The organism is Aurantibacillus circumpalustris (assembly GCF_029625215.1).
Lineage (GTDB): Bacteria > Bacteroidota > Bacteroidia > B-17B0 > Aurantibacillaceae > Aurantibacillus > Aurantibacillus circumpalustris.
Genome location: NZ_CP121197.1, coordinates 4,551,716 through 4,576,758 on the forward strand (window position 1 = coordinate 4,551,716; position 25,043 = coordinate 4,576,758).

Below are 25,043 nucleotides of genomic sequence, written 5' to 3' on the forward strand. Positions count from 1 at the left end.
GAGTGGGACTAACGGATAGTAAATATGACATTGTAATTATTGGTAGCGGTTTAGGTGGGCTATGTTCTGCTTATACTCTATCTAAAGAGGGCTATAAAGTGTGCGTGTTGGAAAAAAACAGACAGCTTGGTGGAAGTCTACAAATTTTTTCAAGAGACAAAGTTATATTTGACACAGGCATTCATTACATTGGCGGTTTAAGCGAGGGGCAAAATTTAAACAGGTATTTTAAATACTTTGGTTTAATGGATAAACTCAAACTCAAACAAATGGACATGGATGGTTTTGATATTGTTACATTTCCGAATGATCCTATTGAATACAAACACGCTCAAGGATATGATAATTTTATAAGATCTTTGAGCGAACAGTTTCCTGGAGAAAAAGAGAACATAGAAAGCTATTGCAATAAAATGAGAGAGATTTGCAGCTTTTTTCCTTTATACAACTTAGAAGCAGGTTCCAAAGATTTGCTTGCAGCAAAGTTTCTTGAAATCGATACAAAGGTTTACATTGAATCAATTACGAATAATAAAAAGTTACAAAATGTTTTAGCAGGAACAAATCCACTTTATGCTGGAGAAGCCAATAAAACGCCTTTATACGTTCATGCCCTAGTCGTAAACACCTATATTGAAAGTGCTTGGAAATGCTTAGATGGCGGTGCTCAAATTGCAAAACATCTTTCTGACGCTATTAAAAAAATGGGCGGAGAAATTCACAATTACTGCGAAGCGGCAAAATTTAATTTTAGCGGAAGCGACATTAAAAACGTTGAATTAACTGATGGAAGAACCATTGGAGGTAAAACCTTTATTTCTAATTGTGATCTTTCAAAAACAATGGACATGATTGAACCAGGTCATATTCGTCAGGCATATAGGCACCGAATTCAAAGTATTCAAAACACAACCTCTTCCTTCATACTTTATATCGTTTTAAAAAAAGGAACTCTTCCGTACTTTAATCATAACAAATACCATTATGATATTGATGATGTTTGGGATGCAATAAACTACGACGAAGACACATGGCCAAAAGGCTACGCAATGTTCCCACAATACTCGTCTAAAAATCCCGGATACACCGATAGTTTGATTGTGATGGGATATATGAAATACAGTGAAATGGAAGCCTGGGCTGATGTAATAAATATTATTCCGAATAAAGTAAATTCGAGGGGAGAAAGTTACGAAGAGTTTAAAGAACGAAAATCCCAATTACTTTTTAAGACATTATTTGCTCACATGCCCCATCTAAAAGGCAATGTAGAGTCTTATTACTCTTCAACACCTTTAACTTACAGAGACTATATTGGAAGTCGCGATGGAACACTTTATGGTATTGCAAAAGATTTTAGAGATCCTTTAAAAACGTTTATATCTCCAAAAACAAAAGTTCCTAATCTTTTACTTACGGGGCAGAATCTTAACTTACATGGTGTTTTAGGTGTAACGGTAAGCTCGGTGGTGACCTGTTCTGAACTATTAGGACAAGAATACCTCATTAAAAAAATCGCTGAAGCCTCTTAATGCTAGATGAAAATATATTAGAACAAGTTATTGCAACAGCTAAAAAAGCAGGAGCGTTTATCAGGCGGGAACGTGAAAATTTTAATTATTCAAAAGTCGAAATTAAAGGTCTTAATGATCTTGTTAGTTACGTTGACAAAACCGCTGAGGAAATTATTGTAAAAGATCTTCAGTTAATTTACAAGGACGCCGGCTTTATTGTAGAAGAAAATACACTCAACGAAAAAAAAGAATTTAATTGGATAGTAGATCCTTTAGACGGGACAACAAATTTCATTCACGGTATTCCTTCTTATGCAGTGAGTATTGCACTTGAGCACAAGGGCGAAATTTTATTGGGAGTAGTTTATGAAGTGAGTCGCGACGAATGTTTTTCTGCTCAAAAAAATGGTGGTGCTTTTTTAAATGGTATAAAAATAAAGGTTTCTCAACGTTTAACACTTTCCGACAGCCTAATTGCAAGTGGCTTTCCAATTTACAATTTCGATAGGCTAGAAAATTATTTAAACGCTCTCAAATATTTTATTCGGCATACACACGGTGTAAGAAGAATTGGTGCAGCGGCTGTAGACCTTTGTTATTTGGCTTGCGGACGTGTAGACGCTTTTTTTGAATACAATTTAAAACCCTGGGATGTTGCAGCTGGCGCACTTATTGTTCAAGAAGCAGGTGGATCTGTCTGCGATTTCTCCGGCAAAGACAATTGGCTTTTTGGTAAAGAAATTTCGGCTACAAATAATTTATTGACCAAAGAATTCAATAAAGTAATTAAGAGATTCTTCTGATAATCCTTCCAATAAAACTTACTGTTTCATTTTTTTCAAGCGTTAATCAAACTTTCAGGTACTTGTTTTTACTTTTTATCTTATTTTGAATTCGAGGCAAGATCGCTTATATCAGTTACGTAAGCGTGCTTTGGTGTTTGTATTTTTACCGGACCTACCTTATACAATTCTTTCTTAATATATGAGGTATACACAGCATTATGCACAAAACAATCTTTTTCGTAGTCAAAATGTATTATGGTAACTGGAAAATCTAAAATATCTTGATTTAATTTTGCTGCAATTTTATCTTTTATTAGACTTGTTTCAAATTTAAATACGTGTACACCTTCAGGTCCTGTGAGCATTTCCGTATTAACTGATATTAACTTTGTTGCAAATCCGGTCTTTGAAACCCTAATAGAATAGAACATATTTTTATTTAATGCAAACTTAAATTTATCTTTGCCTTCCTTTAGCATGATTGATTCGAGAACTTCATTTGCAGATATTAATTCTATCATACACACTCCATCAGTACCCTCATATGCGTTCATAATTTTCCCTTCAATTAGTAAACAAGAAAGGGAATCGAATTTTAATTTATAACTATTTGTTTGTCCTTTTACATTAAACGTAAAAGCGAAAAATAAACTGATGATGATAATTGTGTTTTTCATGTTTCTTTAAATTTTGATAAACTCTTAGTTAGATTTTATCTGGTTAATACTATTAGTTACTAGTGTTAGAAGAATAATTGGATACAACATATATTCAAAACCACACTGAAAACAGCGATAGCAGTTTTAATTAAAAACAGGTCTCTTCTCGTTAATGTTTCAATTTGTTCTTCAGTTTCTAAGTTGGAGTTGATTGTTAGCGTTTTCATGTTACTTATTCTTAAGTTAATTATTCAAATTAAATTTATTTTAGTTTAGCTTCTATGAATTCCGCTTAATTAATACAATACTGAAAATAATAAGGTCTTTCAGCTAATGAGCTAGAAGCATTCTTTATGTAATCCTTAATTCTATACCCTTGTTTAAAAGGTATTATATCTACTATTTCATTTGAAACTCTATTAAAAGTCTCTTCTACAAAAAAGCCCTTATATAAATAAAGTCGGGTAGTTAAAACCTTTTCAGTATCAATATCCAATAAAATGGCTTCCTGCAAAAGTACAGTAACTTGTTGGGCAGTGTTTAGTCTTACAAAATCAACAATTGATTTTAAGTTTGGTTGTAGTATAGTTTCCATATCTGTTAGTTTTATTTGATGTAAAATTACGCCCATGAAGAAGCGTTTACAACTTGAAGACTTAAATGCTATTACAGATGTAAGATTTTTACGAAATTGGAAAAAGTAGATGCCTGCTCAAAATTGAGCGTATTGACCGTAAACACTACAATACAGAAGATAAATGCTTGAAATTAAAAAAGGGAAGATTATTTCTTTTGCAACACCATCATTGCCCATTCATTCTCTTGAAAGCTCTCAGAAAAATTAAATTCATTGGCTGAGGCAACAGAACTTAACTCCTCTACATCAGTTGTAAAAAAACCACTCAAAAAGAGAGTAGTACCGCTTGTCATTATTTTAGAATAAGAAGGAATTTGTTTCTTTAAAATATTTTTATTGATGTTGGCTAGAATTACATCAAACGGTTTTTCACCCTCCAACAAATCAACATCTCCCATCTTTAAAATAATGTCAGGATAACCATTTGATGCGCAATTCTCCTTCGAATTTTCGACACTCCATTCATCAATATCAATTCCTATTACCTCAACAGCACCAAGAATTTTTGCAAGAATGGCGAGTATGCCAGTTCCTGTACCCATGTCCAAAACGCGTTTGTTTTTAAAATCCGTTTCAAACATCTGTCTACACATTAAACGTGTTGTTTGATGATGGCCGGTACCAAAACTCATCTTTGGCATAATCACAATTTCGTGTTTTACTTCTGCATTTTTATTATGAAAGGGTGCACGAATACATAAAAGATTCCCCACAAAAACCGGTTCAAAATTATTCTCCCACTCTGCATTCCAATTAGTAGCGGCAATTTTTTCAATATTGAATTTGTAAGTAAAATCTTCAAACTGAAGTTCTGAAAAATCCACATTCATCGCTTCTTCTTCTTTAATGTAGGCTGTAAAACCAGTATCTGAATGATCAAAACTCTCAAACCCAAACTCCGATATCATAGCAATCAAAATATCTGAGCCAGGTTGTGGTGGATTTACGTTGAAATTATAGGCGAGATAACTCATTAAAACGAATTCATGATGATGCAAAAATCTTCTGCCTTTAAACTCGCACCCCCAATCAATCCACCATCCACATCTTCGCATGAAAACAGCTCTTTTGCATTTTGCGCATTACAACTTCCACCGTATAAAATTGAAATAGTCTGGGCAATTTCATTTGAAAATATTTCAGAAAGCGTTTTCCTTACAAACGCATGCATTTCTTGAGCCTGAGCAGGTGTGGCTGTTTCGCCAGTACCAATTGCCCATACAGGTTCATATGCTATTAGCAGTTCATTTGTTTTTTCTTTAGGGTAGTGTTTAAGAACCTCAACTAATTGTTGTTTGACTGTTTCAAAATGCAGATTGTTGTTCCGCTCATTTAAATGTTCACCAAAACAAAAAATAATTTTTAAATCACTTTTTAAAGCTTGATTAATTTTTTGAATTAATTGCTCGTTAGTTTCAGAAAAATACATCCGTCGCTCACTATGCCCTACCAAAACAAAACTTGCACCTGCCGACTCAATCATTTCAGCAGAAACTTCTCCTGTGTAAGCGCCTTTTTCATGCTCGCTGCAATTTTGCGCACCAACAAAAAAATCGGCCTCATCTTCTACAATAACACTTAGCATTTGAAGATAGGGTAACGGTGGAAAAATAATTTTTTGAATTCCAGCAACTCCTTCAGATTTTTCTTTTATGCTGGTAGCTAAATCAAAAGCCTCAACCCAGCTTAAATTCATTTTCCAGTTCCCTGCAACTATTTTTTTTCTTTTCATTTTTATTTTACTCTAACCCGTGGATCTAAGATTCCATAAATAATGTCCACAATAATATTTATAACTACAAAGATAGAAGCGAAAATTAAAGTAGCACCCATTACAACGGGTAAATCATTATTATTTAAGGCATCTACCACTTCGTTCCCAATTCCCTTCCAACTAAATATTTTTTCTACAAAAACCGCACCGGCCATTAAACCGGCGAACCATCCAGAAATAGCTGTAATTACCGGATTTAAAGCGTTTTTTAAAGCGTGTCTGAAAACAATTCTAGTAAAAGATAAACCCTTAGCTTTCGCAGTGCGAATATAATCTTGCGACAACACATCCAATAACGAACTTCTGGTTAACTGAATCACAATACTCAAAGGCCTAACTCCTAAAGTTAATGCGGGTAATATAAGATTCTTAAGCTTTAATTCGTATCCATTCCAAACATCCAAATCGTAGAGACTTCCAGAGGGATTTAAACCCGTGTAATCAGCTAAAACGTAACCAAATAGCCATGCCACTAATAAGCCCACAAGAAAAGAAGGGGCACTCATTCCAAATACTGTCGCAATAAAAAAGATAGACTTATCTAAAAGCGTATTTTTTTTTACCGCAGTTACAATTCCTAAAAGTATACCAATTACAGATGCAATAACTATAGCCGTAAACGCTAACACAGCGGTTTCTGGAAGGGTAGCTCGTATAATTGATGAAACGTCTCTTTTAGTGATGTAACTTTTTCTCAGGTAAGGATATTTCAATACAATTATATCGCTGTTACCTAATGCAATTAAAGGCATCCAGCTGTATTTATCAGGATTCAAATAGGATAAATCATCTTCATTTTTATAGTTATGCAAAGAAAGGGGTGAAAGATCATTTAAATAATTTAAATACTGCTGAAGCAGGGGTCTGTCTGTGCCCAAATCTTTATGAATTGCATCAATTGCATCTTTATTCGCTCTCTGACCAAGCATAACGGAAGCCGGATCACCAGGTAACACATTAAATAAAAAAAAGATCGTAGTAATAACGCCCAAAAGCACCACCAATCCGTATAAAATTTTTTTTAAAATAAATTTTCCCACCTTACAAGGCTCTAATATAATATTTTAAACGGATGCGTTTGAAGTGAAGAGTTTCTACTTTTTAAAAGTTGATTAACATACTGATTTTGGTCATGTTTTATTACCATTGATCATCAAATTTTATTATGTTCTAAAATATAATAATAACACTACTATATCCTGCGTTATATGATTATTTTTGTTGATTACTAAGTTAATTTGAGCACCTTAAAAACGATAATTTTCATTTTACTTCTCAATTTTGCGTCTAGTAAGTTGTATTCGCAAAAAATTGGCTTAGTATTAAGTGGAGGTGGCGCCAGCGGAATGTGTCACGTTGGTGTTTTAAAGGCTCTGGAAGAAAATAACATTCCTATTGATTATATCACAGGAACATCCATTGGGGGACTTATTGGCGCGTATTACGCCGTAGGTTATTCGCCCGCGGAAATTGAAACGATTGTTCTTTCTTCTTTTTTTGGAAGTATTCAAAAAGGTGACTTGCCAACGAAATACGAGTACATGATTAAAAAAAGAGAAGAATTTGCAAGCTGGGTTACCTTTAAATACGATTTCAGAAACAATTACATTAAAAATCTTCCAACAAATTTTATCAATTCAATGCCAATTGATTATTATTTGATGGAAACATTCACCGGTGTGGCTAACAAACTTGATAATAACTTCGATAGTCTTTTTGTACCGTTTCGCTGTGTAGCAGCAGATATTGAATTTAAAAAATCAGTCGTGTTTAAAAACGGTGACCTTCCCAGTGCTGTGAGAGCAAGTATGAGTTACCCGTTTTATCTTCGACCAATATCAATTGACGGAAAACTTTTATTTGACGGCGGACTATACAATAACTTTCCTTCAGACGTTATGTTGGATCATTTTAATCCCGACTATATTATTGGATCAAATGTTGCAGAAAAAAATGTTAAACCAAATGAAGATAACCTGTATTTACAATTACGGAGTTTATTGATGAGTCAAACAAATTTTAGTCCTGTTTGTGAAAATGGTGTTCTCATTGAACCCTGGAGTGATGTTAACGTTTTTAATTTCGATAACATTAAGCAATTAATAGACAGCGGCTATGCTGCAACATTGAGAAACATTCCTGAAATAAAAAAACAGATTTCGGTAAAAACAAATAATTCAGAACTCGCAAAAAAACGCGAACGCTTTAAAAATTATCAAAAACTCAATGAAATTACTTTTGCCGACGTTGAAATACTTGGCTTTAATAAAAAACAAACAGCTTTTATTAAGAAAAGTTTATTTTTTAAAAACAAACCTTTCACCTTACAGCAATTAAAGGGAAGGTATTTCAGATTAGCAGGTGAAGACAAAATAAAAAATTTATTTCCCATTACTCGTATTGATACTTCTTCAGGCAATTACAAACTTAAACTGCTCGGAAAAAAAGAAAAACCCTTTTACATTGAACCAGGAGCCATTATATCGAACAGACCTATCAGTGAGGCTTTTCTAGGACTACAATACAATCGTCTCGGACGAATTGGTTTCAGTATGTACGCAAACGGTTATTGGGGTAAATTAAATACGAGCACATTTTCTCGTTTAAGATTTGATTTTCCTGGACGTATTCCTATTTTCATACAACCGTCATTTACATATTCTCGCTGGGATTATTATAGTAGTAGTATCTTATTTTACAATTTTGAAAAGCCTGCCTATCTTATTCAGGAAGATAAGTTTGGTGAGTTAAAAGTTGGAGCACCGGTTGGAAATATTTCTCAATTTGACGTATCGGCAGGTATAACACAGTGGAAAAATAAATATTATCAAAACGACGTTTTTTCGAAAACAGACACGTCTGACGTGACTTATTTTGACTACTCGTACATCCAGGCTAATTATCAGATAAACACGCTTAATCGAAGGATGTATGCTACTGAAGGCACTTTATTAAACGCAAGAGCAAGATACCTTATTGGTGAAGAAAGCTTTAATCCTGGAAATACAAGTATAGATACAATGAGTTTTAAAAATAAAGCTCAGCCGGCCTGGTTACAACTAAAATTAACCTTCGACAGTTACATTAGAACATTTAAAAGATTTAAACTGGGAGTATTTCTTGAAGGTGTTTATTCAACGCAGGGTTTCTTTAGTAACTATCAATCCACCATTCTTTCGGCTCCTGTATTTAATCCAACTCCCGAAAGTCAGACTTTTTTTATTCAAGCTTATAGAGCACATAATTATTTTGCAGGTGGAATAAAAGCCATAACCAGTCCTGCAAAAAATCTTAATATCAGGTTAGAAGCTTATATTTTTCAGCCATATCAGTCTATTATTCAAAACGAGCAAGGAAAAGCAGAATATACATCAGCTTTCTTATACAGATATATATCGGGTACAGCGGCTCTTGTTTATAATAGTCCTATTGGCCCTATTAGCGTGGGATTAAATTATTACGACAAAAACCAATATTCATTCTCACCCTTCTTTCACATCGGTTACATTATTTATAATCATAAATCAATAGAATAAAAGAAAACGCCCCGATAGTTATCGAGGCGGCTAGTTTTCTAAAACTCATCTTCATTAAAAAAGAAATCATCTTTTGTTGGATAATCAGGCCAGATCTCCTCAATACTTTCATAACTTTCGCCTTCGTCTTCCATCTCTTGCAAGTTCTCTATCACTTCCATTGGAGCACCACTTCTCATTGCATAATCAATTAATTCATCTTTTGTTGCAGGCCAAGGGGCATCTTCTAACCAACTTGCTAATTCTAACGTCCAATACATATATTATCGTTTAATTTTAAGGCTTTTTTAATTCCTGCAAAAGAAAAAAAATTTTCGATAAGAAAAAAGAAATATCTATAAATATTCTCCTTTTTATCCAACATTATAAATTACTGAAAATCAAACAGATACTCGCAAAACAACTGATTTTCCCGAATCATTGCCGTAAATTTTAGACAAAAACTTTAAAAAGTCTGGGACTTTAGAGCCTAATTTAGAGAAAGTCGGAAAAAACTTCCCTGTTACAATAACTAAGTTATTTAAAGAAACCATTCAATAATTGTTTTGCCATAGCAAAAGGTTGTATTGTTTCTTTACTTTTTATGACTTCTATTTGTTCTTGAATAGATTGGTCTGAATAAAAACGATTTTTTAACTGCTCGTCGATTGTATTTAAGAACAGATGAAATTGCTGATCTTTTCTTTTCTTAGAAAAATAATTATTAGTCAATGTCAACTTACGGTATTCGTCAATCATTGAATAAACATCCACTATCCCTTCATTTTTTAATGCTGAACAAATTTGTGTTCGCGTAATCCAACCACTTTCATGCGCCTGGAATAAGTGCATAGCGTGTGCATATTCTGTTCGTGCCGCTTTGGCTTTATTAAGATTATCGCCATCCGCCTTTGTAATCACAAGCGCATCTGCCATTTCCATAATACCTCTCTTAATACCTTGTAATTCGTCGCCAGCACCCGCAAGCATTAATAAAAGAAAAAAGTCTGTTATCTTACTAACTGCCACTTCACTCTGACCAACTCCAACTGTTTCTACAATAATAAAATCATAACCAGCTGCCTCACATAACAAAATAGTCTCGTAGGTTGATTTAGTAACGCCACCCAAATCGCCACTACTAGGCGAGGGGCGTATATATACATTTTCTTTGGTAGATAATTCCTCCATTCTGGTTTTATCACCCAGTATACTTCCACCACTTTTTGTACTTGATGGATCAATAGCTAGCACGGCCAATTTGTGGTTTCGGGAAACGACTTCCTTTCCAAAACTTTCTATAAATGAACTTTTGCCCACACCCGGTACACCGGTAACTCCAAGCCGGAAAGAATTTCCAGTCTTGTGTATGACTCCTTCAATTATTTGCTGTGCCAATAATTGGTGTGTTGAATTTGTGGACTCAACAAGCGTTATAGCCCGGCTCAAAATAGCAACATCCCTATTTAAAATACCTTTTATAAAAAAGTCTGGTTCATTATGATTAGATATTTTTTTCACCTTCCTAAAACCTTAAATGCTTAACAGAAACTCCTTTATTTTTCAGCTCTTTCAAAGCCTCGATTCCTATTTGCAAATGTCTTTCGACATAATTTTCACTTACTTTTTTATCGCTTTGTTCCGTTTTAACACCATCTGCTATCATCGGCTGATCTGTAACGAGTAAAAGCGCTCCTGTAGGAATCCCATTACTAAAACCAACTGTAAAAATTGTTGCGGTCTCCATATCAATGGCCATAGTACGCAAGCTTCTTAAATAACTTTTAAATTTATCATCATGCTCCCAAACACGTCTATTTGTTGTATACACAGTACCTGTCCAGTAATCTAATGACATAAGTCGGATGCGGTAGGAAATCGCTTTTTGCAAATTAAATGATGGTAATGCCGGAACCTCTGGTGGTAAATAATCATTACTTGTTCCATCCCCACGAATAGCTGCTATTGGAAGTATTAAATCTCCAATTTTATTTTTTCGTTTTAACCCACCGCATTTGCCAAGAAACAAAACGGCTTTAGGCGCTATAGCTGACAGTAAATCCATAACGGTTGCAGCACTGGCGCTTCCCATGCCGAAATTTATAATTGTAATATCGTCAGCAGTAGCACTACACATAGGTCTATCCAAACCTGAAACTTTAATGCCATGTTGTTTTGCAAAGAGATGAACATAGGTAGAAAAATTCACAAGAATAATGTATTCCCCGAATTTTTCAATTGGAACGCCAGTATAGCGGGGCAACCAATTATTTACAATTTCTGCTTTCGTCTTCATATCCGCCCTTATTATTTAGTGATAAAAAAATACCTTTGAATCAATTAATGTAAATATATTTAAAATAAATTTCTTTAAACTGAACTTCCGCTTAAAATATCCACCTTTTTCTGTGCGTTTAAAAAAACGTGGTGAGCAAACTCTAATTTTTGATTTCATCCGTAAAAAGTGGCTTGTTTTAAGTCCTGAAGAATGGGTGCGACAACATGTACTCAATTACCTCGTTACCGAAAAAAATTACACAGCATCTAATATTTCAATTGAAAAGGAACTTGTGTTGAATGGTGTTAAAAAAAGATACGACGTTGTTGTTTATTCCCGCGATTTAAAACCTTATCTCATTATCGAATGCAAGGCTCCTTATATAGAATTAGATCAACTCGTAATAGAACAAGCACAGCGTTATAATCTCATTGTAAAGGCGCAATTATTAATGATTACGAACGGCGTGAGTGACTTGGTGTTTAATATAAGCAATCAAGTTGTTGATTTGCCTAACCAAGTTTTTATTTAGTCCACTTTTTTCAATGCTTAAATGTAGAATTACCAGAAACAAAAAAAACCTATATTTCTACAGGTTTCATTTTTTATTTTAGAGTTTCTAATTATTTAGCATAACCGGCATAACGAGCATTAACACATCTTCGCCAGGATTAGATTTATTGTTCGGCAAAATAATGCCTGCACGGTTTGGTGCGCTCATTTCTAATATTATTTCATCGCAATCTAAATTGCTTACCATTTCAACCAGAAAACGTGAGTTAAATCCAATCTCCATGTCTTCTCCAACATAGGTACAGGTTAATAGTTCATGCCCTTCATTAGCAAAATCGAGATCTTCGGCACTCACGCGTAATTGACTTCCAGTAACTTTCACGCGAATTTGATGCGTAGCTTTATTAGAAAAAACACTTACACGCTTAAGAGCTCCTAAAAATGCAGCTCTGTCTACAGTCAGTTTATTTGGGTTTTGTTTTGGAATTACAGCTTCATAGTTTGGGTATTTTCCATCAATTAATCTGCAAATTAAATTTACATTTCCAAAACTAAACAAAGCATTCGTTTTATTAAACTCCACCTTAACGGCATCATCAACACCTGTCAATAATGTTTTTAAAACGTTTAAAGGTTTTTTTGGCATAATGAATGAAGCCGCAGCACCCGCCTTTGCGTCGTTACGCGTGTAACGCACAAGCTTGTGAGCATCAGTTGCCACAAAAATAGAATTTACTTCACTAAACTGGCAAAAAACGCCACTCATTACCGGCCTAAGATCATCATTTCCCGTTGCGAAAATAGTTTTATTGATTGCACTTGCAAGAACATCACTTTTAATGACGATAGATGTCTGAGATTCTAACTTAGGCATCTTTGGGTACTCCATGCCGTTTTGACCAGAAATATTATAATCACCGGTTTCGGTTTTAAGTTTTATAGAGTGTTTAGATTTATCAACAATAAATGAAATAGGTTGCTCCGGCAAGTTAGCCAAAGAATCTAAAAGCGTTTTAGCTGGAACTGCGATACTACCGCTGTCATTAGAGTCAACCTTTAATGTAGTGGTGATAGTTGTTTCCATGTCACTTGCTGAAAGTGTGAGCTCATTTTTATTTATTTCAAACAAAAAACAATCTAAAATTGGAATTGTGTTATTTGTATTAAGAACTCCTCCAATGGATTTTAAATGTTTTAATAAGATTGACGCAGAAACAACAAAATTCATATAGTTAATTTTAAAAGCGAAATTACAGTAACATAGGGATATTAGCCAGAAACGCGGCTTTAGTTTTAAACTACTTTTTAACAGGATCGGCTGCCGTAAAATAATTTGAATTCACTAATAGTTTACCGAAAACAAAATACTGCACAAGCGCCCATTCTTTATCGTCAGAGAAGCTAAGATACATACGGTCCGGATCATAATCATACGTTACACCATGTTCAGGATTTATGTCTCCCAAAAATTGTTTTCTGTAAAAATTAAACGTTTCGGTTTTATTGTTTTTAGTGGTAACAAAAATCGACACAAATGGTCTTACTCTGATAAGTGAATCCTGTAGTTTTTTATTTTTTCCAGTAAGCAATACCTCATAAGAAACATTCTGCAGGTAAACTAAATACTGGCGCATTGCCGCGTCATTAAAACTAATTTCTTTACCCACATTATCTTTTAATTTAAAAGAATTTGCATTTATAAGCTCAATCGTAAAAGACGAATCTGGAGCATTCAAATTTTTAAAAGTTATTTGTTTAAGTTCGGGAGGTGTAAAATTCATTACAATTCTATCTCGCCACTCATTCTCATTAGTAATAAACCTTGGTAGAAGGTAGCCGTTGAAGCCAGGTATAAAACAAGCATAAGGGTCTTTAAAGTTCTTTCCAGTTGCAACGTCTGTCAAAAGCATATAACTCCCTCCAGAATCCTCTGTTTCATGCCCTACATAAAACTGCTTAACTAATTCATCTCCTTTATAAATCTCTACTTTTAAAGCTTGTGTAGACATATACTTTAAGATACTTTTTCGCAGGTTTTTTGGTGCAGGCATTTTTACTTCAACCTGTTTAATTAGCTCTAAAAGGTTTAAAATAGCATCGTTTCGGCAATCGTATTTATCATTTACAACCCAAGCCTTGTTAGTTCTCTTAAGGTCAACTTTATGACCATCCTTATCTGCAATAAATATTCTGGTAATACTTGCTGTATCCTTATAACTAAAGTTTCGTTCGTCACCATCCACAGTACTTAAAACCGATTTTGACCTAAAAATATAAATAGAGATCCCTACAAGAATAACTAATACTGTAATGACAACAAAAGAAGAAGATTTTTTCATAGTACGAGTGGAAAGCCTGTATTAAGGTAAATCTCAAAATTATTATTTGTATTCTTTTCGCGACTCAAATAGAGAACTTGCAAGAATATTATAACGTAAAGAAACCTCAAAACCACCGTAACCTTTGGTAGCTGTACGATAAGAAGAAACATTCGCGTCGTATGCCATGCCAATAGAAACGTCGCCTAGGTCAAATATTAACTTGGCAACAATCGCATCTCTTACCCGATAAAATAATCCAAATCCAATAGCATTCTGTGTTTTTTCACCCGTAACTTTAGTACCCGTGCTCATGCGGTATTTTACATAACTTCCTAAAAAGAGCTCTTCATATTTTCCTTCCAACTGATAAACTAATGTAGGTGACAGTGTAAACTTAGTGTCTTCCATATCCAATACCGATGTTAGAGCTGCGGTCCATCTTATTGGCATTTTATACGCAGAGCCTGGTCCGAATTCCTGATTAGGTCTATTGAGATGAAATGCCCCTAATGCTATCCTAAACGAAGTCACATCATCATGATCTTGATCTCGTTTATATCTCGCAAAATCATATGCAACACCCGCACCCAAATCCACTGTTGTGTAGGATCTGTAAATTGCCTCACGCGAATCTACACCAGGATCTATATAATTTCCATTGTACTGTGATGCATACGTTAAATCCGAAAAGTTACCATCAGTGCCAGTCGTGCCTAAAGCTAAACCAACACTCAAAGCACTTTGTTTTCCTATTTTGACTAAGCCGCTCAAATTTAATAATGCTGTGTTTTTTCGCAATTTAGCTGCGCCTGCTTGATCTCTGAAAAAAGTAAATCCAATGCCCATAAAGGCTGGTCGCTTCTTAGATTTAAACAAACCTCCGTCTACCGAAATACCTGCCGTACTAAACGCATTATTCATGGCTGCCCATTGGTTGCGGTAGTTTACAATTGCCCTAAAATATCCATTAAAAAAGCCTGTGTTTGCAGGGCTTAACAGCAGTGGTGTTTCGCAAACCTGCGAGAATCGAATATCTTGTGCCTGCACAAAAATACTTGATAAAGTAAAAACTAAAAGGGCTGTAGAGTATTTTATTTTCTTCATATACTGCAATTTTCTTCTAAGCCAAAACAACTAACAAAATTGTCCTGTCCTATTATTCGTGATGTTTTTATTAAAGTGATTAAAAGATTTCATGAATTTTTATAAGCCTCTATATTAACGCGTCAAAGTAACATTTCCTTTTAATAGTTTCTCTTCATTATAAATATTCTTATAAGTGATAAAGTACGCATAAACTCCTGTTTGCGCCTGATCTCCTCTAAATCTACCATCCCAACCTACAAATGGATCTACACTACGGAATACTTCCTGTCCCCAACGATTAAATATGAGCATTTGGTACTCAGTGGCAAATTCAGCACTGCCTAAAGGACGGAAGTTATCATTAAGTCCATCGTCATTCGGCGTAAATCCTGTTGGAACATTAGCCTTATCGCCACTATTAAGAATATCATTTCGTTTATCAGTAAACACCGCGACTATATTTGAATTGTTTTGAAAGTTTGTAATTACAGAATCCATACTTAAAGCAAAACCAGTTTTTAAAGCTGAACCATCAATCTCCCAGTGGTGAAAAATATACTCCGAACTGGCTGGTGTAGCTTTCAAATTCATATTTCCACCATAATATTTACCATTCCAAATGTAGTTTTGAAGTGTTGTGGTATTCAACTTTACCTTACCAGATTCGGACGGTCTAACATCAACACTAATATTGTATGGTCCCGTTAACCCGTAACAATCTTTTTGCCCAAAACCAGCTCCGTCAGTATTAAGAAAATAAAAACAACGTAACTCGATCACTTCTCGCAAATCTACCGCAATTGAATCCCAAGGATAAATTGTACTAGCTGTAGTAAATTTTCCAGGTTTAGGTGTTGATGCAGGGTCCTCATGATACTTCATTTCCTTCGAATAAAGCTTACTAACATAATCGAAGTGCTTCAAAATATTGTCGCACTTTAAAGGTCCATTCAGTAAGTCCTGATAGCGTGCAATGTATTCTTCTTTAAATCCCGGATTTGACATTAATCTTGTTAAAACATTTCCGTGTGCATTAAATGCATTTAAGGTTGGGGTATAACGTAATAAGCTCGAATTATTTGCATTATATAAATAACATGGCGATTGGCCTGCATTAGGAAATGAATTCCCAGTGGGAGCTATCACTGTGTAATTAAAAATTGAAGGCATGTTCCATAAATAGAAATGCCATTTGCCTCCTGGTTTGGTAAGCTGACCACCTTTTGCCAACGAAACATTATTGCAAAATAAGTCGCTATTCATGCCATAGCTATTTAGAATCATGTAGTCAATAAAACTGGCTTTATCCAATTTATTCATAACTCTGTTATAGTCTGTAACATTGTTCATTGGTCGCGTTAGAATGATATTATAAACATCTGAATTAAAGTTTGCACCAAACTTTGACTTGCCGCCATCCCAATACGTTACTGATCCTTCCTGACAGTTGTGAACAAAATTAAGATCTACAGAATCGGGTGACTGTTTGTTATAATATTGCTCGTAATATTTATCGTATACTTCTCTTAAATCATAAACACCCCAGTAACTACCATTTACAAAGGCTACAACGGGTTTAATATGCAAAGGACTAACATGTAAATCGTATTTCGCAGCAAGAGATTGCATAACTACATCTCTAATACCTGTTCCGAAGGATACACCAACGTTAGTTCCTCCACCTGCAGCTTCCGGTGAATGACTTTCATAATCACCAGCTTTGAGATGAAGCGTTGGAAACACAGTTCTTGAGCTGGTACCTAATCCTTCTACATTAAAAATTTGTCCCTCAAAATTGCAACCAGATCCTAAGCGATCATCCTTGGTGATGTAGAAGCCTTTCTGCGTTGTTCTCCATTCTTCTTGAGGCGGACGATTAATTATTGCATAACCTTCGCTCATCTGTTTTTTCTCGTCATAATATTCAACATGTATAGAGGCTGAATATGCTCCCTGTGATGCAAACCAAGCCGTATCTGCCTTATCTAGCGCTATAGATATAACGCCAAACTCTTTACTGAAATCACTGTATTCCTGATCAATAAAATAAGTATTGGATTCGCAAAAACTAGGTAAAGTGTTTATCGGGCACGAAGGTTTGTTTGGCTTCGGAACCGCAATAGCTCTGATAATCATTGTTGCGTCTACAACAATTCCGTTATTAGGGCCTATATACAAATGATAATCGGTTGCTGAGTCAAGAGAATTCGTATAAAAAGGCAAAGGGTAGCTTCCGTTCTTCGTATAAAACACATCATAACATGAAAATGTAGAATCATAAGGCATTCCGTCCAGTAAAATATAAGCAATCTGAGTGCCATCCGTAAGAAAAGAACCCGTATTAGCAGAACTCGAATTAGTCGGAGCTGTGTCTGTAAAGCTGGCCAGGCCGGATAAAACAATTTCTGGCGTTGGCGCATAACCTAATGCCGTTGGAGTACCATTTGCAAATTTAGGTGATTTGGTTTTAAATAATCTCCATGCGCCAACGCCAATATTGTCATAATCTACGCGTCCTCTCACATGCCCTGGCTTTGTAGGTTGAATGGTTATCTCATCGTAAATGGTTCCTGATCCATTGGAAAGAAAAAGTTTTTGATTTTTACATTGTTCAATACTAAAATTCGCATGAAAATTAACTCCATCGTTCGTATTCTTTCCGGATAGCCAAACTAAATAATAATTAGCGGGCTGCAGCGCAGGAAAGTTATTCGGGAACTTCCATTTTTTTAAGTTATTGGGATCGTTACTTAAATAAAAATTCTGCAAACTGATAGAAGCAGTATGATTACAATAGATTTCGACATAATCATTTAATGCACCTTTTTCATCGGCATAACCGTTTGGAACGTTTGAAACGTTATATTCATTAAAAACAATCGGGTATGTTGGTGACTGCCCGAAAATAAAAGAGGTTCCACATAAAACAAAGAAATATACAAAAACCAGTAAAAGTTTTCTTGTCGTCATAATTAAAAATCGCGTTTTAGTTCAAAAATGTACTTTTCAAATATACACATTAGAACTATAAATCTCAAAAAATCATGTTTTATCCTTCTATAATTGTTAAATTTCTATTGTTAATTCCCAATTCAAAAGCCTACCTTTGTAGCCCGGTTATTTTATGAGCGATATAATTCATCACGAGTGCGGTGTAGCACTCATTAGGTTATTAAAACCTTTAGAATATTACAAAACCAAATACGGTTCTTCCCGATACGGAATTCATAAGCTTTATCAAATCATGGAAAAAATGATTAATCGTGGACAAGACGGGGCAGGCGTTGCCACAATTAAGTTAGATGTTCCTCCTGGCACTACGTATCTCGATCGAATGCGTTCCGTAAAACCTAAGGCTACGCAGGATATTTTCGGACACATCAATCGTTCATTTGCAGAAGCTCAAAAAAACCACCCTGATCTTTACAACAATCCAAACTGGCAAAAAGAAAATATACCCTTTCTTGGAGAATTACTGTTAGGACATTTACGTTACGGTACTTTCGGAAAAAACGGTGTTGCAAGCTGCCATCCTTTTAAACGTCAGAATAATTGGCAGAGCAGAAACCTTGTGGTTGCAGGGAATTTTAACCTAACAAATGTTGACGAGTTATTTACCCACCTCCTTGAACTCGGGCAACACCCCGTTCAAAAGGCCGATACTGTTACCGTAATGGAAAAAATTGGCCACTTCCTCGACAAAGAAAATGACAAACTTTTCAAAAAATTCAAAGAACAAAACGATAAAAACTACGAAATAAGTAAACTTATTCAAGCCAATATTGATGTTGCCTCGATATTAAGAGAAAGTAGCAAAAAATGGGACGGGGGCTACGTTATGTGTGGTATGATGGGTCATGGAGATGCTTTTGTTTTGCGCGACCCTAACGGTATTCGTCCTGCCTATTTTTATAAAGATGACGAAGTTATTGTTGTAGCAAGTGAAAGACCGGTTATTCAAACTGTGTTTAACGTGCCGTTTGAAACCGTAAATGAAGTTAAACCAGGCCATGCACTTATTATTAAGAAAGACGGCTCAGTAAGTGAAGAAGAAATTATTGAACCCGGAGAAAAATTATCTTGCTCTTTTGAACGCATTTATTTTAGTCGCGGCAATGATAAAGAGATTTATAAGGAACGGATTAACCTAGGTAAAAATCTTACCCAAAGTGTTCTAAAATCCGTTGATTACGATCTTGAAAATACTGTTTTTAGCTATATACCAAATACGGCTGAAATAGCTTTTGCGGGACTTGTAGAAGGATTAAACGATTATTCAAACACTTGGAAAGCTGAAGAAATTAATAAATTAAACAAGTCCTTTTCTGAAAAACAACTCAAAAAAATACTCGACAGTAAACCGCGTGTGGACAAGGTTGTTTTGAAAGAAGCGAAGCAACGCACATTTATTACCGACGATGAGAGTCGCGACAGTCTTGTTAACCTAATCTATGATGTAACTTACGGCACGGTAAAAAAAGGTGTTGATAATCTTGTTGTGCTAGATGATAGCATTGTAAGAGGAACTACCTTGAAACAAAGTATTTTAAAAATCTTAGACAGACTTGAACCGAAAAAAATAGTGGTTGTTAGTTCTGCACCACAAATTCGTTATCCTGATTGTTATGGGATTGATATGGCGGTTCTCAAAAAATTTGTAGCCTTTGAAGCAACTATTGCACTCTTAAAAGAAAATGGTAAAGAAAATTTCATCAGGGAAGTTTATGAAAGAACCTTGCTTGAACTTGAAAAACCAAAAGAAGAACAAGTGAATATGGTAAAAGAAATCTACAGTTCTTTTTCTGACGATGAAATTTCTAAAAAAATCGCTTCCTTGATTAAACCAAAAGATCTTAAAGCTGATTTTGAACTCATTTATCAAACCATTGAGGGTCTGCATACAGCCTGCCCTGATAATAGAGGAGATTGGTATTTCAGCGGTAACTTTCCAACTCCAGGAGGAAATAAAGTTAGCAATCAAGCATTTGTAAATTACATTGAAGGAAATAATACCAGAGCGTATTAGAACTGAGTGCTTTTAGGAACCTTATTTTTTTCCTAAGTTCTTCCTTTAGGTCAATCAAAAGTTACTCTTCAAAAATATTGATTTGCTTTATAGCATCTATTTGAATAGTTCGTTTGCCTGTTCCCTTAGATGAAATGAACATGGTGGTAGAAAATCTTTGATTTGATTTTGTAATAAGTACAATACTGTGTTGCCCTCTGGTTACGTGCTGAAAATCTGTTGTAGTTTCTGGCGGTACATCGTTAAAAACAATTTGGTGATCACCAATAATTACTGAATCCATTTCTTCTATGTAATAATTTGTAAAACGCACATCATATCCTTTATCACAAGAGATTAAAAATAAGATAGCGCAAACATTAACTAGATAAATAAATTTACTGGGTTTCATTATAACTAGAACTTTCTATTCATTTCGCGTTCAACATCTCTTTTCTTAATATCATCCCGCTTATCATACTCCTTTTTTCCTTTTGCAAGAGCAATATTTAACTTTGCAAAGCCTTTGTCGTTAATAAACAATTTTACAGGAACTATCGTTAAACCTTGATCCTTCACTTTTCTTAAAAGCTTATTCAGTTCTTGTTTGGTAAGTAAGAGTTTTCTTTCTCTTAAAGGCTCATGGTTATAGAAAGATGCGTCAGCATACTCCGTAATATGAAAATTTTTCACAAACAGTTCGTCATTTCTAAAATAACAATAACTATCAGATAAGCCCGCCTTACCTTCGCGAATCGATTTTATTTCAGTTCCCTTAAGAACAAGACCTGCTGTTAACACATCCAAAAACTGATAATCAAATTTCGCTCTTCGATTCTCTATATTAACGGTATTGCTTATCTTAGCCACAGACGCAAATTTAAGTTATTTAATGCAGGATATAAAATTAATACAAGCTTCCAGAAAAGATATTCCAAATATATCGGGTTTAGCAAAAATAATTTGGAATCAGCACTACCCTGCCATTATTAATCATGAACAAATCGCTTACATGCTTAATCTCATGTATAGTGAGATTAGTTTAAAAGAACAAATGGAAACGAAAGGACATTCTTTTTTTCTGATTCAACAAAAAACTGAAAATATTGGGTTTATCTCTGTTAACCTTGAAAGTAAAAACGATTGGTTTCTCAATAAGTTCTACATCAATCAAGAGCTTGCTACTAAGGGTATTGGGAGGGTCGCCTTCAGTGAACTCTTAAAAATTATTGCTCCAAAAAAAATAACTTTAACAGTAAACCGACAGAATTTTAAATCCGTAAATTTCTATTTTAAACTGGGTTTTAAAATTGAAAGGATTGCCGATTTCGATATTGGAAATGGATATGTGATGAATGATTTTGTAATGACATGGGAAGGTTCACCACTAATTTCACTAATTCACACGAATACCAATCTGTAGTTCTCCTCCTTCAAAACAAGCTTTATTCCTCCTTTGATTGAAGCATTTTCTCCAAGGCATACATTTCATCTCGTAATTTTGCTGCTTCCGAAAAATCCATGTCCTTAGCTGCTTTTATCATAGCAGATTTTATCTTACCGATTTGTTTTTTTAGCTCATCTGCATTCATATACTGAACAACTGGATCTGCGGCAAGACTAATTTCATCCGGCTCCGCATAAGCTTTAACCAATTTTCCATTTACGGTAACTTCAACACCACTAAACGAAGACTGTGCCATTTGTTTTCTTCCTGCTTGAACCGGGGTTATTTTATTTGTAAAATTATATTCGATTTGTTTTTTTCTTCTTCGTTGTGTCTCATCCAAAGTGCGCTGCATACTGTCTGTAATTTTATCTGCATACATAATCACGCGTCCATTTACATTTCTTGCGGCACGCCCTACGGTTTGCACCAAACTTCTTTCGTTTCTTAAAAAACCTTCTTTGTCCGCATCCAAAATCGCAACCAAAGAAACTTCTGGCAAATCCAATCCTTCTCTCAATAAATTAATTCCGATCAAAACATCAAACATTCCAATTCTTAATTGCCTTAGAATTTCTACACGATCTAAAGTGTCTACTTCACTGTGAATGTAACGGCAACGCACATTTAATTTAGTCAGGTATTTCGTCAATTCCTCTGCCATTCTTTTTGTGAGTGTGGTTACTAAAATTCTTTCGTCGTTTGCTGCAACCTTATGAATTTCATCCAGTAAATCATCTACTTGATTTGTACATGGTCGTATGTCAATTAAGGGATCAAGAATTCCAGTCGGACGAATTAATTGCTCCACAACTACACCTTCAGCTGCCTGTAATTCAAAGTCCGCTGGCGTGGCGCTCACATAAATGGTTTGATTTAGCAGGCTGTAAAACTCTTCAAATTTTAAAGGACGATTGTCTAATGCTGAAGGCAGTCTGAATCCATATTCCACCAAGTTTTGTTTCCGGCTCAAATCACCACCGTACATTGCGCGCACTTGAGGTAGGGTAACATGACTCTCATCGATGATCATCAAAAAATCACTTGGAAAATAATCCATCAAACAGAAAGGACGAGTACCCGGAAGCCTTCCATCCATATATCTAGAGTAATTTTCAATACCGCTGCAGTAACCAAGTTCCCGCATCATCTCTAAATCAAAATTCACGCGCTCCTCAATTCGTTTTGCTTCTAAAGCCTTGCCCTGCTCTAAGAAAAAGTCTCTTTGTTTTTTCATGTCTTCTTCAATACTTACCATGGCATTTTTAAGTGTATCGGGAGACGTCACGAATAAATTTGCAGGAAAAATAGTAAAGGTGTCATGTTTTTTTATGACGTAATTATTAGCGTTGTCGAAAGTTTCAACACTTTCAATCTCGTCGCCAAAAAAAACGATGCGTACACAATAATCTACATAGGGTAAATTAATGTCGACTGTATCGCCTTTTACACGAAAAGTTCCCCGATCAAAATCACCGGTAGTGCGCGAATACAAAGATCCAACAAATTGATACAGAAGTTTATTTCGCGAAATAACTTGTCCTTTTTCAACTACAATTATATTTTGTTTAAAATCAGTTGGGTTACCGATACCATAAATACAACTTACCGAACTAACAACAATCACATCCCTCCTACCCGATAATAAAGAAGAAGAAGCACTTAATCTGCATTTTTCAATTTCGTCATTAATAGCAAGATCTTTTTCTATATAAGTTCCTGTTGTTGGCAAATAAGCTTCGGGCTGGTAATAGTCGTAGTAACTTACAAAATACTCTACCGCATTGTCTGGAAAAAATTGCTTGAATTCTCCATACAATTGAGCAGCCAGTGTTTTGTTATGACACAAAATGAGTGTAGGTTTATCAACCTGAGCAATAACATTCGCAGCGGTGAATGTTTTTCCCGAACCTGTAACACCAAGCAGAACCTGGTGTTTAGAGTTAGAATTTATGCCGTCAACCAATTGTTTAATAGCAAGAGGTTGGTCGCCTGTCGGTTGAAATTCGGAGGTAAGTTGAAATGCCATAATGAATAGTTAAAGTTAGAATAGATGGGGCAGTATTCAAAATGCGACTTCAATTTAATTTGTTTCGCTTTTGTGGGAAATTTGTTACTTTATTAAAGCAAATCTAACAATAGCCTCATCTTTTTTGCAAATACTAAAATGCCACCACTCACTGGTAATAGGATTTAGCTTTGCTCTTTCCATCACACTGCGCAACAACAGCCTGTTTTTGTACGCTTGCAGGCTTAACTCACCTGTTTTTAAGAACTGTTTTTCATAAATTGGCTCTGATAGATTTCCGAAAAAATCAAAATCTGTACCCATTTCTAATAAAGAATCATTTACTGTATTAATAATTGTTACGTCTACGGCGCAACCATAATTATGTAGGGAGGTTTCTTCAGGATTAGATAGATAAAACATTTTTTTATCTGGGTGCATCTTTAAACTATCCCACATTATTTGCTGAATATGCCGTGGGCGTGAAGCATCCAAAATAAGTAGCCCTAGGTCGGGATTAATTTGTTTTAAATAATATTGCGCCGCGCACACTTTAATTGCCGTTTCACAATTAAAATAGGCATTGCGCAAACCATCGTAAAAATTATATTTAAGAAAATTATTCGTACTCGAATACCTTAGATTAACCTTTATTGAAGAATCCATAGATTTTATATTCACTAAATCATAGCTCTTAAAAATATATTCTATGTACGAAGTATCGGGATCAATTGGAGTGGCTGTTCCTTGCTTAACACCTATAGTGTCCTCAATTACATAAACAATGTGCTTTCTTAGTGTATGCAGATGATTGTGTTTATCGAAATCACAAGAATCCAGAACAAAAATTAAACCCAGTAGGTTAAGAAAATTAATTCGCAAAAAAATCACTTCATTTAGTAGTTTAAAATCAAATACCTATTTTTGAACTTTAAATTTAATAGTATGCCTTCATTTGACATAGCCAGTAAACTCGACGCGCAATTATTAGATAATGCCGTAAATGTAGCAAAAAAAGATATTTTAAACCGATGGGATTTTAGAGACAGTAAAAGTACCATCGAATTAAACAAAAAAGACCTGCTCATTAATGTTATAACCGAAAACGATATGCGTTTGGATGCTATTATGGATGCTATCCACTCACGCATGATTAAGCAGGGACTTGATCCACGCGGCTTAGATGAAAGTAAAGAACACTATGCCAGCGGGCCTATGATAAAAAAGGACATTACAGTAAGACAGGGCATTGAAAGAGAAGCTTCCAAAAAAATATTAAAAGATATTAAGGACAGTAAAATAAAAGTAACTGCGCAGATAATGGACGAGATTATCAGAGTAAGCAGTAAAAACATTAATGATCTTCAAGCGGTAATTGCCTTGTGCAGACAAGGAAATTATGAAATTCCACTTCAGTTTATAAATATGAAATAAGAAGAAAATACCTCTAATTCATAGACCAGAACTCAATCAAGAACATATCCAAGCACACCTGTTTTCG

The 25,043-nt window shown here is 34.9% G+C and carries 23 protein-coding genes; 7 read left to right on the forward strand and 16 right to left on the reverse strand.

Going from position 1 to position 25,043, the window contains the following annotated elements:
* Positions 1-2: 2 nt before the first annotated feature.
* Positions 3-1,532 carry a phytoene desaturase family protein gene (locus P2086_RS18805; RefSeq protein WP_317898314.1) on the forward strand — a complete coding sequence of 510 codons (1,530 nt, stop codon included), beginning with the start codon at positions 3-5 and terminating at the stop codon, positions 1,530-1,532.
* Entirely contained in the window at positions 1,532-2,317 is a 786-nt protein-coding gene (locus tag P2086_RS18810; RefSeq protein WP_317898315.1) for an inositol monophosphatase family protein, read from the forward strand. Before P2086_RS18805 ends, P2086_RS18810 begins: the two co-directional genes overlap by 1 nt.
* 80 nt (positions 2,318-2,397) lie before the next feature.
* Here the strand turns inward: P2086_RS18810 and P2086_RS18815 are convergent, their stop codons facing one another.
* From P2086_RS18815 to P2086_RS18835, 5 genes are all read right to left on the reverse strand, one after another.
* The gene (locus tag P2086_RS18815; protein WP_317898316.1) at positions 2,398-2,976 is read right to left on the reverse strand and encodes a hypothetical protein; all 579 of its coding nucleotides are present in this window, start codon (positions 2,974-2,976) and stop codon (positions 2,398-2,400) included.
* Positions 2,977-3,250: 274 nt separating this feature from the next.
* Positions 3,251-3,553, reverse strand: coding sequence for a hypothetical protein (locus P2086_RS18820; protein WP_317898317.1), 303 nt, complete (start codon positions 3,551-3,553; stop codon positions 3,251-3,253).
* 188 nt (positions 3,554-3,741) lie between these two features.
* Complete coding sequence (prmA, locus tag P2086_RS18825) at positions 3,742-4,569, reverse strand: 50S ribosomal protein L11 methyltransferase (protein WP_317898318.1); 828 nt, start codon at positions 4,567-4,569, stop codon at positions 3,742-3,744.
* Positions 4,569-5,327: a triose-phosphate isomerase gene (tpiA, locus tag P2086_RS18830; RefSeq protein ID WP_317898319.1), complete on the reverse strand. Its 759-nt coding sequence runs from the start codon at positions 5,325-5,327 to the stop codon at positions 4,569-4,571. Before tpiA ends, prmA begins: the two co-directional genes overlap by 1 nt.
* Positions 5,328-5,329: 2 nt before the next feature.
* Positions 5,330-6,409, reverse strand: a complete 1,080-nt coding sequence (locus P2086_RS18835) for an ABC transporter permease (protein WP_317898320.1) — start codon at positions 6,407-6,409, stop codon at positions 5,330-5,332.
* Between the two features lie 198 nt (positions 6,410-6,607).
* Between P2086_RS18835 and P2086_RS18840 the strand changes: the two genes are divergently transcribed.
* Positions 6,608-8,905, forward strand: a complete 2,298-nt coding sequence (locus tag P2086_RS18840; protein WP_317898321.1) for a patatin-like phospholipase family protein — start codon at positions 6,608-6,610, stop codon at positions 8,903-8,905.
* 38 nt (positions 8,906-8,943) lie between these two features.
* On the opposite strand, the gene P2086_RS18845 is transcribed toward P2086_RS18840, so the two are convergent.
* The 3 genes from P2086_RS18845 to P2086_RS18855 all read right to left on the reverse strand — a co-directional run bounded on the left by P2086_RS18845 (position 8,944) and on the right by P2086_RS18855 (position 11,180).
* The gene (locus tag P2086_RS18845) at positions 8,944-9,165 is read right to left on the reverse strand and encodes a DUF2795 domain-containing protein (RefSeq protein WP_096090635.1); all 222 of its coding nucleotides are present in this window, start codon (positions 9,163-9,165) and stop codon (positions 8,944-8,946) included.
* A gap of 256 nt (positions 9,166-9,421) precedes the next feature.
* Positions 9,422-10,405: a methylmalonyl Co-A mutase-associated GTPase MeaB gene (gene meaB / locus P2086_RS18850; protein ID WP_317898322.1), complete on the reverse strand. Its 984-nt coding sequence runs from the start codon at positions 10,403-10,405 to the stop codon at positions 9,422-9,424.
* 4 nt (positions 10,406-10,409) lie between these two features.
* Positions 10,410-11,180: an AMP nucleosidase gene (locus P2086_RS18855; RefSeq protein WP_317898323.1), complete on the reverse strand. Its 771-nt coding sequence runs from the start codon at positions 11,178-11,180 to the stop codon at positions 10,410-10,412.
* Positions 11,181-11,292: 112 nt separating this feature from the next.
* Here P2086_RS18855 and P2086_RS18860 point away from each other — a divergent pair, with 112 nt between their 5' ends.
* Complete coding sequence (locus P2086_RS18860; protein WP_317898324.1) at positions 11,293-11,694, forward strand: type I restriction enzyme HsdR N-terminal domain-containing protein; 402 nt, start codon at positions 11,293-11,295, stop codon at positions 11,692-11,694.
* Positions 11,695-11,781: 87 nt separating this feature from the next.
* Here P2086_RS18860 and dnaN read toward each other — a convergent pair whose 3' ends face one another.
* The 4 genes from dnaN to P2086_RS18880 form a co-directional block, all read right to left on the reverse strand.
* Positions 11,782-12,903: a DNA polymerase III subunit beta gene (gene dnaN, locus P2086_RS18865; protein ID WP_317898325.1), complete on the reverse strand. Its 1,122-nt coding sequence runs from the start codon at positions 12,901-12,903 to the stop codon at positions 11,782-11,784.
* A 70-nt stretch (positions 12,904-12,973) separates the two neighbouring features.
* A complete protein-coding gene (locus P2086_RS18870) occupies positions 12,974-14,014 on the reverse strand; it encodes a hypothetical protein (RefSeq protein WP_317898326.1) in 1,041 nt (346 codons plus the stop codon).
* A gap of 42 nt (positions 14,015-14,056) precedes the next feature.
* On the reverse strand, positions 14,057-15,100 hold the full coding sequence (locus tag P2086_RS18875) for a PorP/SprF family type IX secretion system membrane protein (protein WP_317898327.1): 1,044 nt from the start codon (positions 15,098-15,100) through the stop codon (positions 14,057-14,059).
* A gap of 114 nt (positions 15,101-15,214) precedes the next feature.
* Entirely contained in the window at positions 15,215-18,052 is a 2,838-nt protein-coding gene (locus P2086_RS18880; RefSeq protein ID WP_317898328.1) for a CotH kinase family protein, read from the reverse strand.
* Between the two features lie 154 nt (positions 18,053-18,206).
* Between P2086_RS18880 and P2086_RS18885 the strand changes: the two genes are divergently transcribed.
* On the forward strand, positions 18,207-20,108 hold the full coding sequence (locus tag P2086_RS18885) for an amidophosphoribosyltransferase (protein WP_317898329.1): 1,902 nt from the start codon (positions 18,207-18,209) through the stop codon (positions 20,106-20,108).
* A 61-nt stretch (positions 20,109-20,169) separates the two neighbouring features.
* Here the strand turns inward: P2086_RS18885 and P2086_RS18890 are convergent, their stop codons facing one another.
* On the reverse strand, positions 20,170-20,499 hold the full coding sequence (locus P2086_RS18890) for a hypothetical protein (RefSeq protein WP_317898330.1): 330 nt from the start codon (positions 20,497-20,499) through the stop codon (positions 20,170-20,172).
* Positions 20,500-20,504: 5 nt separating this feature from the next.
* Entirely contained in the window at positions 20,505-20,957 is a 453-nt protein-coding gene (gene smpB, locus P2086_RS18895; protein ID WP_317898331.1) for an SsrA-binding protein SmpB, read from the reverse strand.
* Between the two features lie 22 nt (positions 20,958-20,979).
* Here smpB and P2086_RS18900 point away from each other — a divergent pair, with 22 nt between their 5' ends.
* Complete coding sequence (locus P2086_RS18900) at positions 20,980-21,510, forward strand: GNAT family N-acetyltransferase (RefSeq protein WP_317898332.1); 531 nt, start codon at positions 20,980-20,982, stop codon at positions 21,508-21,510.
* 22 nt (positions 21,511-21,532) lie between these two features.
* Here the strand turns inward: P2086_RS18900 and uvrB are convergent, their stop codons facing one another.
* A complete protein-coding gene (gene uvrB / locus P2086_RS18905; RefSeq protein ID WP_317898333.1) occupies positions 21,533-23,563 on the reverse strand; it encodes an excinuclease ABC subunit UvrB in 2,031 nt (676 codons plus the stop codon).
* An 84-nt stretch (positions 23,564-23,647) separates the two neighbouring features.
* On the reverse strand, positions 23,648-24,433 hold the full coding sequence (locus P2086_RS18910; protein WP_317898334.1) for a M15 family metallopeptidase: 786 nt from the start codon (positions 24,431-24,433) through the stop codon (positions 23,648-23,650).
* A 54-nt stretch (positions 24,434-24,487) separates the two neighbouring features.
* Here P2086_RS18910 and P2086_RS18915 point away from each other — a divergent pair, with 54 nt between their 5' ends.
* Positions 24,488-24,976, forward strand: a complete 489-nt coding sequence (locus P2086_RS18915; RefSeq protein WP_317898335.1) for a YajQ family cyclic di-GMP-binding protein — start codon at positions 24,488-24,490, stop codon at positions 24,974-24,976.
* Positions 24,977-25,043: the final 67 nt, after the last annotated feature.